The 8,803-nt window shown below is 70.2% G+C and carries 7 protein-coding genes; 6 read left to right on the top strand and 1 reads right to left on the bottom strand.

What is annotated here, in order from left to right:
* Nucleotides 1-47: 47 nt before the first annotated feature.
* Nucleotides 48-551 carry a transcriptional regulator BldD gene (bldD, locus tag ACFTZL_RS35735; protein WP_030166512.1) on the bottom strand — a complete coding sequence of 168 codons (504 nt, stop codon included), beginning with the start codon at nucleotides 549-551 and terminating at the stop codon, nucleotides 48-50.
* A 266-nt stretch (nucleotides 552-817) separates the two neighbouring features.
* Between bldD and pyrR the strand changes: the two genes are divergently transcribed.
* The 6 genes from pyrR to carB all read left to right on the top strand — a co-directional run bounded on the left by pyrR (nucleotide 818) and on the right by carB (nucleotide 8,776).
* Nucleotides 818-1,393 carry a bifunctional pyr operon transcriptional regulator/uracil phosphoribosyltransferase PyrR gene (gene pyrR / locus ACFTZL_RS35730; RefSeq protein WP_382591770.1) on the top strand — a complete coding sequence of 192 codons (576 nt, stop codon included), beginning with the start codon at nucleotides 818-820 and terminating at the stop codon, nucleotides 1,391-1,393.
* A gap of 98 nt (nucleotides 1,394-1,491) precedes the next feature.
* The gene (locus ACFTZL_RS35725; RefSeq protein WP_382591767.1) at nucleotides 1,492-2,469 is read left to right on the top strand and encodes an aspartate carbamoyltransferase catalytic subunit; all 978 of its coding nucleotides are present in this window, start codon (nucleotides 1,492-1,494) and stop codon (nucleotides 2,467-2,469) included.
* A 5-nt stretch (nucleotides 2,470-2,474) separates the two neighbouring features.
* On the top strand, nucleotides 2,475-3,761 hold the full coding sequence (locus tag ACFTZL_RS35720; protein WP_382591764.1) for a dihydroorotase: 1,287 nt from the start codon (nucleotides 2,475-2,477) through the stop codon (nucleotides 3,759-3,761).
* Nucleotides 3,758-4,327 (top strand): hypothetical protein, encoded by a 570-nt coding sequence (locus tag ACFTZL_RS35715; RefSeq protein ID WP_382591761.1) that lies wholly within the window; start codon nucleotides 3,758-3,760, stop codon nucleotides 4,325-4,327. Before ACFTZL_RS35720 ends, ACFTZL_RS35715 begins: the two co-directional genes overlap by 4 nt.
* Nucleotides 4,324-5,466 carry a glutamine-hydrolyzing carbamoyl-phosphate synthase small subunit gene (gene carA / locus ACFTZL_RS35710; RefSeq protein WP_382591758.1) on the top strand — a complete coding sequence of 381 codons (1,143 nt, stop codon included), beginning with the start codon at nucleotides 4,324-4,326 and terminating at the stop codon, nucleotides 5,464-5,466. The genes ACFTZL_RS35715 and carA overlap by 4 nt, the downstream gene beginning before the upstream one ends.
* Nucleotides 5,459-8,776, top strand: a complete 3,318-nt coding sequence (carB, locus tag ACFTZL_RS35705; RefSeq protein WP_382591755.1) for a carbamoyl-phosphate synthase large subunit — start codon at nucleotides 5,459-5,461, stop codon at nucleotides 8,774-8,776. Before carA ends, carB begins: the two co-directional genes overlap by 8 nt.
* Nucleotides 8,777-8,803: the final 27 nt, after the last annotated feature.

Here is an 8,803-nt window from a genome sequence, read left to right as displayed (position 1 = left end):
GGTTCCGGCCACCCCGGCGGCACGTTTCTGCGCTGCCCGCTGAGGGCTCAGCCCTCCTCGTGGGAGGCGACCGCGCGGCGCGCGTCCGCGTCCAGGACACCCCAGCTGATCAGCTGTTCGGTGAGGACCGACGGCGACTGGTCGTAGATGACGGCGAGTGTGCGCAGATCGTCCTGGCGGATCGAGAGCACCTTGCCGTTGTAGTCACCGCGCTGCGACTGGATCGTGGCCGCGTAGCGCTGCAGAGGGCCCGCCTTCTCGGCCGGCACCGTGGCCAGCCGCTCCAGGTCCAGGACCAGCTTCGGCGGCGGCTCGGCGGCGCCGCCCGGAGTGGTGCCCGGGAGAAGCTCCTGCACGGGAACGCCGTAGAAGTCCGCCAGTTCGGCGAGGCGCTGTACGGTCACGGCGCGGTCGCCGCGCTCGTACGAACCGACCACGACCGCCTTCCAGCGTCCCTGGGACTTCTCCTCGACACCGTGGAGGGAAAGGCCCTGCTGGGTGCGGATCGCCCGGAGCTTGGCCCCGAGCTGTTTGGCGTATTCGCTGGACATATAGCTCCCCGGCACTGTGTCGACGCGATCAGCTGTGTTGCCGGACCGCGCGGCTGGTAACTCACTGTGAGGTTACGCAGCGTTACTCTGCCGCGTCAAGCCGAATGGTCCGCACCGACGCTTCCGTGGTATCGGCACTCTGTTAGGCCGAACGGGTGATTCGAGGGGGCTATCGGAATGATCGCGGGGACCTGCTACCGTGTATGGCGCAATCCCGACGTCCTTTAAGGTCCGTCCCGTGAGGCGGAGAAGGGGGTCCGTTTCGTATGGACACGCACGACACGCACGACACGCAGTCCGATGCCCGGCCCGTTCTCGAAGGGCCCGACATCGCGCGGGTACTGACCCGCATCGCCCATGAGATCGTCGAGCGCGCCAAGGGCGCCGACGACGTGGTGCTCCTCGGCATTCCGACCCGGGGCGTCTTCCTCGCCCGGCGGCTCGCCGACAAGCTCGAGCAGATCACCGAGCGCAAGGTTCCGTGCGGCTCGCTCGACATCACCATGTACCGCGACGACCTGCGCATGCACCCACCGCGTGCGCTGGCCCGCACCGAGATCCCCGGTGACGGCATCGACGGCAAGCTGGTCGTCCTCGTCGACGACGTGCTCTTCTCCGGCCGCACCATCCGGGCCGCCCTCGACGCGCTGAACGACATCGGGCGCCCGCGCGCGGTGCAGCTCGCCGTCCTCGTCGACCGCGGTCACCGCGAACTGCCCATCCGCGCCGACTACGTCGGCAAGAACCTCCCCACGTCGTTGCGGGAGACGGTCAAGGTCCAGCTCGCCGAGGAGGACGGTCGCGACACCGTGCTGCTCGGTGCCAAGCAGACCTCCCAGTAGCGCTTCAGGCGTACGCCGCTGTCGTACGCCGGCTCAGTGCGCCCCCGCGCGCACCCGTCTGCCCGAATTCTCCTGAACTGCCTTACGGAGCCTGACAGATGCAGCGTCATCTCATCTCGGCCGCCGACCTCACCCGCGACGACGCCGTCCTGATCCTCGACACCGCCGAGGAGATGGCCCGGGTCGCCGACCGGCCGATCAAAAAACTGCCCATCCTGCGTGGCCGCACGATCGTCAACCTCTTCTTCGAGGACTCCACCCGGACCCGGATCTCCTTCGAGGCCGCCGAGAAGCGGCTGTCCGCGGACGTCATCAACTTCTCCGCCAAGGGCTCCAGCGTCTCCAAGGGTGAGTCCCTGAAGGACACCGCCCAGACCCTGGAGGCCATGGGCGTCGACGCCGTGGTCATCCGGCACGGCTCCTCGGGAGCCCCGTACCGGCTGGCGAACTCCGGCTGGATCGACGCGGCCGTCGTCAACGCGGGCGACGGCACCCACCAGCACCCCACGCAGGCCCTGCTGGACGCCTTCACCATGCGCCGCCGTCTGGTCGGCCCGGACGCCGGGATCGGCCAGGACCTCGCCGGCAGGCGCATCACCATCGTCGGCGACATCCTGCACAGCCGGGTCGCCCGCTCCAACGTCGACCTGCTGCACACCCTGGGCGCCGAGGTCACCCTCGTCGCCCCGCCGACCCTGGTGCCCGTCGGCATCGAGACCTGGCCCTGCGAGGTGTCGTACGACCTCGACAGCACGCTGCCCAAGTCCGACGCGGTGATGATGCTGCGCGTCCAGCGCGAGCGCATGAACGCCGCCTTCTTCCCGACCGAGCGCGAGTACTCCCGGCGCTACGGCCTCGACGGCGAGCGCATGGCGCGGATGCCCGAGCACGCCATCGTGATGCACCCCGGCCCGATGGTCCGCGGCATGGAGATCACCGCCGAGGTCGCCGACTCCGACCGCTGCACCGTCGTGGAGCAGGTCGCAAACGGAGTGTCCATCCGGATGGCCGTCCTGTACCTGCTGCTCGGTGGCAACGAACCCGCCGTCACCCAGTCCCGTACCGAGGAGAAGTAAGACTGATGAGCAAGATTCTGATCCGTGGTGCGAAGGTGCTGGGCGGCGAGCCGCAGGACGTGCTGATCGACGGCGGGACGATCGCCGAGGTCGGGGCCGGCCTGAGCGCCGAGGGCGCCGAGATCGTCGAGGCCGACGGCAAGGTGCTGCTGCCGGGCCTGGTCGATCTGCACACCCATCTGCGCGAGCCCGGCCGTGAGGACTCCGAGACCGTCCTGACCGGCACGCGGGCGGCGGCCGGCGGCGGCTACACCACCGTGTTCGCCATGGCCAACACCTTCCCGGTCGCCGACACCGCCGGTGTCGTCGAGCAGGTCTGGCGGCTCGGCAAGGAGCACGGCTACTGCGACGTCCAGCCCATCGGTGCCGTCACCGTCGGCCTGGAGGGCAGGAAGCTCGCCGAGCTGGGCGCCATGCACGAGTCGGCCGCCGGTGTCACCGTCTTCTCCGACGACGGCAAGTGCGTCCACGACGCGGTGATCATGCGCCGCGCCCTGGAGTACGTGAAGGCCTTCGGCGGTGTCGTCGCGCAGCACGCGCAGGAGCCGCGGCTGACCGAGGGCGCCGAGATGAACGAGGGCATCGTCTCCGCCGAGCTGGGGCTCGGGGGCTGGCCCGCGGTGGCCGAAGAATCGATCATCGCCCGGGATGTCCTGCTCGCCGACCACGTCGGCTCCCGCGTCCACATCTGTCACCTGTCGACCGCCGGCTCCGTCGAGATCGTCCGCTGGGCCAAGTCCCGCGGCATCGCCGTCACCGCCGAGGTCACCCCGCACCACCTGCTCCTGACCGACGAGCTGGTCCGCTCGTACAACCCGGTCTACAAGGTCAACCCGCCGCTGCGCACCGAGCGCGACGTGCTGGCCCTGCGCGAGGCGCTCGCCGACGGCACGATCGACATCGTCGCCACCGACCACGCCCCGCACCCGCACGAGGACAAGGACTGCGAGTGGGCCGCGGCCGCCATGGGCATGGTCGGCCTGGAGACCGCGTTGTCAGTGGTGCAGGAGACCATGGTCGACACGGGTCTGCTGGACTGGGCCGGCGTCGCCGACCGGATGTCCGTCAAGCCCGCGCAGATCGGACAGGCCACGGGCCACGGACGTCCCGTCTCGGCAGGTGAGCCCGCCAACCTCACCCTGGTCGACACGGCATACCGTGGGCTGGTGGAACCCGCGGGCTTCGCCTCGCGCAGCCGCAACACCCCCTACGAGGGGCGCGAGCTGCCGGGCCGTGTGACGCACACATGGCTGCGGGGCAAGGCCACGCTCGTCGACGGGAAGCTCACGTGACACCTGTATTCCTGCTGGCCGCCGAGAAGGAATCGGCGCAAGTGACCGACTGGGCCGCCCGCATCGGCTGGGTCGTCGGCCTCGCCCTCTTCGTCGCGCTCGTCTACTGGCTGATGCGCGAGGGCTGGAAGTGGCGCGGCACCCTCCAGGGCGACCTGCCCGAGCTGCCCACCGCCCCGGACGACCCGGGCCCCGCGAAGCTGGGCATGAGCGGCCGCTACCACGGCTCCACCACGGCCGGTCAGTGGCTCGACCGCATCGTGGCCCAGGGCCTGGGCACCCGCAGCCGCGCCGAGCTCACCCTCACGGACGCCGGCCTCGACGTCGTACGCCCCGGGGCGAGCGACTTCTTCGTCCCGGCCGCGCGGCTCCGTGAGGCCCGGCTCGACAAGGGCATCGCGGGCAAGGTCCTCACCGAGGGCGGCCTGCTGATCGTCACCTGGGCGCACGGCGACCGGCTGATCGACTCCGGGTTCCGCTCCGACCACGCGGCCGAGCACAACGAGTGGGTCGAGGCCCTCAACTCCATGATCGAAACGAACACCAGGGAAGGCGTCGAACGATGACCACCTCCACAAGGGGAGCTGCCAGGACTCCCGCCGTACTCGTCCTGGAGGACGGCCGGATCTTCCGCGGCCGTGCCTACGGGGCCGTGGGGGAGACCTTCGGCGAAGCGGTGTTCTCCACCGGCATGACCGGCTACCAGGAGACGCTCACCGACCCCTCGTACCACCGCCAGGTCGTGGTGATGACCGCCCCGCACGTCGGCAACACCGGCGTGAACGACGAGGACCCCGAGTCCAAGCGCATCTGGGTCGCCGGGTACGTCGTGCGCGACCCCGCGCGCGTGCCGTCCAACTGGCGCTCCCGGCGCTCGCTGGACGAGGAGCTCGCGACGCAGGGCGTCGTCGGCATCTCCGGCATCGACACCCGCGCCCTCACGCGTCACCTGCGCGAGCGCGGCGCCATGCGCGTCGGCATCTTCAGCGGCGAGGCGGTGCGGGAGGACGGCGCGCTGCTGGCCCGCGTCCAGGAAGCCCCCCAGATGAAGGGCGCGAACCTCTCCGCCGAGGTCGCCACCACCGAGCCGTACGTCGTGCCCGCCGTCGGCGAGAAGAAGTTCACCGTCGCCGCCGTCGACCTCGGCATCAAGGGCATGACCCCGCACCGCATGGCCGAGCGCGGCATAGAGGTGCACGTGCTCCCGGCCACCGCGACCGTCGAGGACGTCTACGCGGTCAACCCGGACGGCGTGTTCTTCTCCAACGGCCCGGGCGACCCGGCCACCGCCGACCACCCCGTCTCCGTCATGCGGGGCGTCCTGGAGCGCGGCACCCCGCTCTTCGGCATCTGCTTCGGCAACCAGATCCTGGGCCGCGCGCTCGGCTTCGGCACCTTCAAGCTGAAGTACGGCCATCGCGGCATCAACCAGCCGGTGCAGGACCGTACGACCGGCAAGGTCGAGGTCACCGCGCACAACCACGGCTTCGCCGTCGACGCACCGCTCGACCAGGTCTCCGAGACCCCGTTCGGCCGCGCCGAGGTGTCGCACGTCTGCCTGAACGACAACGTGGTGGAGGGGCTGCAGCTCCTCGACCGCCCCGCGTTCAGCGTCCAGTACCACCCCGAAGCGGCAGCCGGCCCGCACGACGCCGCCTACCTGTTCGACCGCTTCGTATCCCTGATGGAGGGCCAGCGTGCCTAAGCGCACCGATATCCAGTCCGTCCTGGTCATCGGCTCCGGCCCGATCGTCATCGGCCAGGCCGCCGAGTTCGACTACTCCGGCACCCAGGCGTGCCGCATCCTGCGCGCCGAGGGTCTCCGGGTCGTCCTGGTGAACTCCAACCCGGCGACGATCATGACCGACCCGGAGATCGCCGACGCCACCTACGTCGAGCCGATCACCCCCGAGTTCGTCGAGAAGATCATCGCCAAGGAGCGCCCGGACGCCCTGCTGCCCACCCTGGGCGGCCAGACGGCCCTCAACACGGCCATCTCGCTGCACGAGGCGGGGACCCTCGACAAGTACGGCGTCGAGCTCATCGGCGCCAACGTCGAGGCGATCAACAAGGGCGAGGACCGCGACCTCTTCAAGGACGTCGTCGAGGCCGTCCGCGCGAAGATCGGGCACGGCGAGTCCGCCCGCTCGGTCATCTGCCACTCGATGGACGACGTCCTCCAGGGCGTCGAGACGCTCGGCGGCTACCCGGTCGTCGTCCGCCCGTCCTTCACCATGGGCGGCGCAGGCTCCGGCTTCGCGCACGACGAGGAGGAGCTGCGCCGCATCGCCGGCCAGGGCCTCACGCTCTCGCCGACCACCGAGGTGCTCCTGGAGGAGTCCATCCTCGGCTGGAAGGAGTACGAGCTGGAGCTGATGCGCGACAAGCACGACAACGTCGTGGTCGTCTGCACCATCGAGAACTTCGACCCCATGGGCGTGCACACCGGAGACTCGATCACGGTCGCCCCGGCGATGACCCTCACCGACCGCGAGTACCAGACCCTGCGCGACATCGGCATCGCCGTCATCCGCGAGGTCGGCGTCGACACCGGTGGCTGCAACATCCAGTTCGCGGTGAACCCCGAGGACGGTCGCGTGATCGTCATCGAGATGAACCCGCGTGTCTCGCGTTCCTCGGCGCTCGCCTCCAAGGCCACCGGCTTCCCGATCGCCAAGATCGCCGCCAAGCTCGCCGTCGGCTACACGCTCGACGAGATCCCGAACGACATCACGCAGGAGACCCCGGCCTCCTTCGAGCCGACGCTCGACTACGTGGTCGTGAAGGCCCCGCGCTTCGCCTTCGAGAAGTTCCCGAGCGCGGACGCCACCCTCACCACCACCATGAAGTCGGTCGGCGAGGCCATGGCCATCGGCCGCAACTTCACCGAGGCCTTCCAGAAGGCCCTGCGTTCGCTGGAGAAGAAGGGCAGCCAGTTCACGTTCGTCGGCGAGCCCGGATCCGCCGGCGACAAGGACGAGCTGCTCCGCGAGTCCGTCCGCCCCACCGACGGCCGCATCAACACCGTCATGCAGGCCATCCGCGCGGGCGCCACGCCCGAGGAGGTCTTCGAGTACACGAAGATCGACCCGTGGTTCGTCGACCAGCTCTTCCTCATCAAGGAGATCGCGGACGAGCTGGCCGGGGCGCCGGAGCTGACCGCCGACCTGCTCGCCGAGGCCAAGCGGCACGGCTTCTCCGACACGCAGATCGGTGAGATCCGCGGCCTGCGCGAGGACGTCGTCCGCGAGGTCCGGCACGCGCTGGGCATCCGCCCGGTCTACAAGACGGTCGACACCTGCGCCGCCGAGTTCGCCGCGAAGACGCCGTACTTCTACTCCTCCTACGACGAGGAGACCGAGGTCGCCGCGCGCGAGAAGCCCGCGGTCATCATCCTGGGCTCCGGCCCGAACCGCATCGGCCAGGGCATCGAGTTCGACTACTCCTGCGTCCACGCCTCCTTCGCGCTGAGCGACGCGGGCTACGAGACCGTGATGGTCAACTGCAACCCGGAGACCGTCTCCACGGACTACGACACCTCCGACCGCCTGTACTTCGAGCCGCTGACGCTCGAGGACGTGCTGGAGATCGTCCACGCCGAGCAGCAGGCCGGACCCGTCGCGGGCGTCGTCGTCCAGCTCGGCGGCCAGACCCCGCTGGGCCTGTCGCAGGCGCTCAAGGACAACGGCGTGCCGATCGTGGGCACCTCCCCGGAGGCCATCCACGCCGCCGAGGACCGGGGCGCCTTCGGACGGGTCCTCCAGGAGGCCGGCCTCCCGGCCCCCAAGCACGGCACCGCCACCACCTTCGCCGAGGCCAAGGCCATCGCCGACGAGATCGGCTACCCGGTCCTGGTGCGTCCGTCGTACGTCCTCGGCGGGCGCGGCATGGAGATCGTCTACGACGAGACGCGCCTGGAGGCGTACATCGCCGAGTCGACGGAGATCAGCCCGTCCCGGCCGGTCCTGGTCGACCGGTTCCTCGACGACGCGATCGAGATCGACGTCGACGCGCTCTACGACGGCCAGGAGCTCTACCTCGGCGGCGTCATGGAGCACATCGAGGAGGCCGGCATCCACTCCGGCGACTCGGCGTGCGCCCTGCCCCCGATCACGCTCGGCGGCTTCGACATCAAGCGCCTGCGGGCCTCCACGGAGGGCATCGCGCGCGGTGTCGGGGTGCGCGGCCTGATCAACATCCAGTTCGCGCTGGCGGGCGACATCCTCTATGTCCTGGAGGCCAACCCGCGTGCCTCCCGGACCGTCCCCTTCACCTCGAAGGCGACGGCGGTGCCGCTGGCCAAGGCCGCCGCCCGGATCTCGCTGGGCGCGACCATCGCCGAGCTGCGCGCCGAGGGCCTGCTCCCGGCCACCGGCGACGGCGGCGAGCTCCCGCTCGACGCGCCGATCTCCGTCAAGGAGGCCGTCATGCCGTGGTCGCGCTTCCGCGACATCCACGGCCGCGGCGTCGACACGGTCCTCGGCCCGGAGATGCGCTCCACGGGCGAGGTCATGGGCATCGACTCCGTCTTCGGCACGGCGTACGCCAAGTCGCAGGCGGGCGCCTACGGCCCGCTGCCCACCAAGGGCCGCGCCTTCATCTCGGTCGCCAACCGCGACAAGCGCTCGATGATCTTCCCGGCGCGCGAGCTGGTCGCCCACGGCTTCGAGCTGATGGCCACGTCCGGCACGGCCGAGGTGCTCAAGCGCAACGGCATCAACGCCACCGTCGTGCGCAAGCAGTCCGAGGGCACCGGCCCGAACGGCGAGAAGACCATCGTCCAGCTCATCCACGACGGCGAGGTCGACCTCATCGTCAACACCCCGTACGGCACGGGCGGCCGCCTCGACGGCTACGACATCCGTACGGCGGCCGTGGCACGGTCCGTGCCGTGCCTGACGACGGTCCAGGCGCTCGCGGCGGCGGTCCAGGGCATCGACGCCCTAAACCGCGGCGACGTGAGCGTCCGGTCGCTCCAGGAACACGCGGAACATCTGACCGCGGCCCGCGACTAGCAGCCCCGAGGGGGACACCGGAAACGG

Origin of the sequence: Streptomyces sp. NPDC056948 (genome assembly GCF_042674225.1) — a bacterium.
In the GTDB taxonomy this organism is placed as follows: domain Bacteria; phylum Actinomycetota; class Actinomycetes; order Streptomycetales; family Streptomycetaceae; genus Streptomyces; species Streptomyces purpurascens.
Note: the sequence above shows the minus strand (reverse complement) of the source record. Positions and strands in the feature narration are given on the sequence as shown.

What these genes read in the sequence shown, in the direction of transcription:
- ACFTZL_RS35725 (WP_382591767.1), top strand. Translation starts at nt 1,492, where the DNA reads ATGCAGCGTCATCTCATCTCGGCCGCCGACCTCACCCGCGACGACGCC.
- bldD (WP_030166512.1), bottom strand. Translation starts at nt 551, where the DNA reads ATGTCCAGCGAATACGCCAAACAGCTCGGGGCCAAGCTCCGGGCGATC.
- pyrR (WP_382591770.1), top strand. Translation starts at nt 818, where the DNA reads ATGGACACGCACGACACGCACGACACGCAGTCCGATGCCCGGCCCGTT.
- ACFTZL_RS35720 (WP_382591764.1), top strand. Translation starts at nt 2,475, where the DNA reads ATGAGCAAGATTCTGATCCGTGGTGCGAAGGTGCTGGGCGGCGAGCCG.
- carA (WP_382591758.1), top strand. Translation starts at nt 4,324, where the DNA reads ATGACCACCTCCACAAGGGGAGCTGCCAGGACTCCCGCCGTACTCGTC.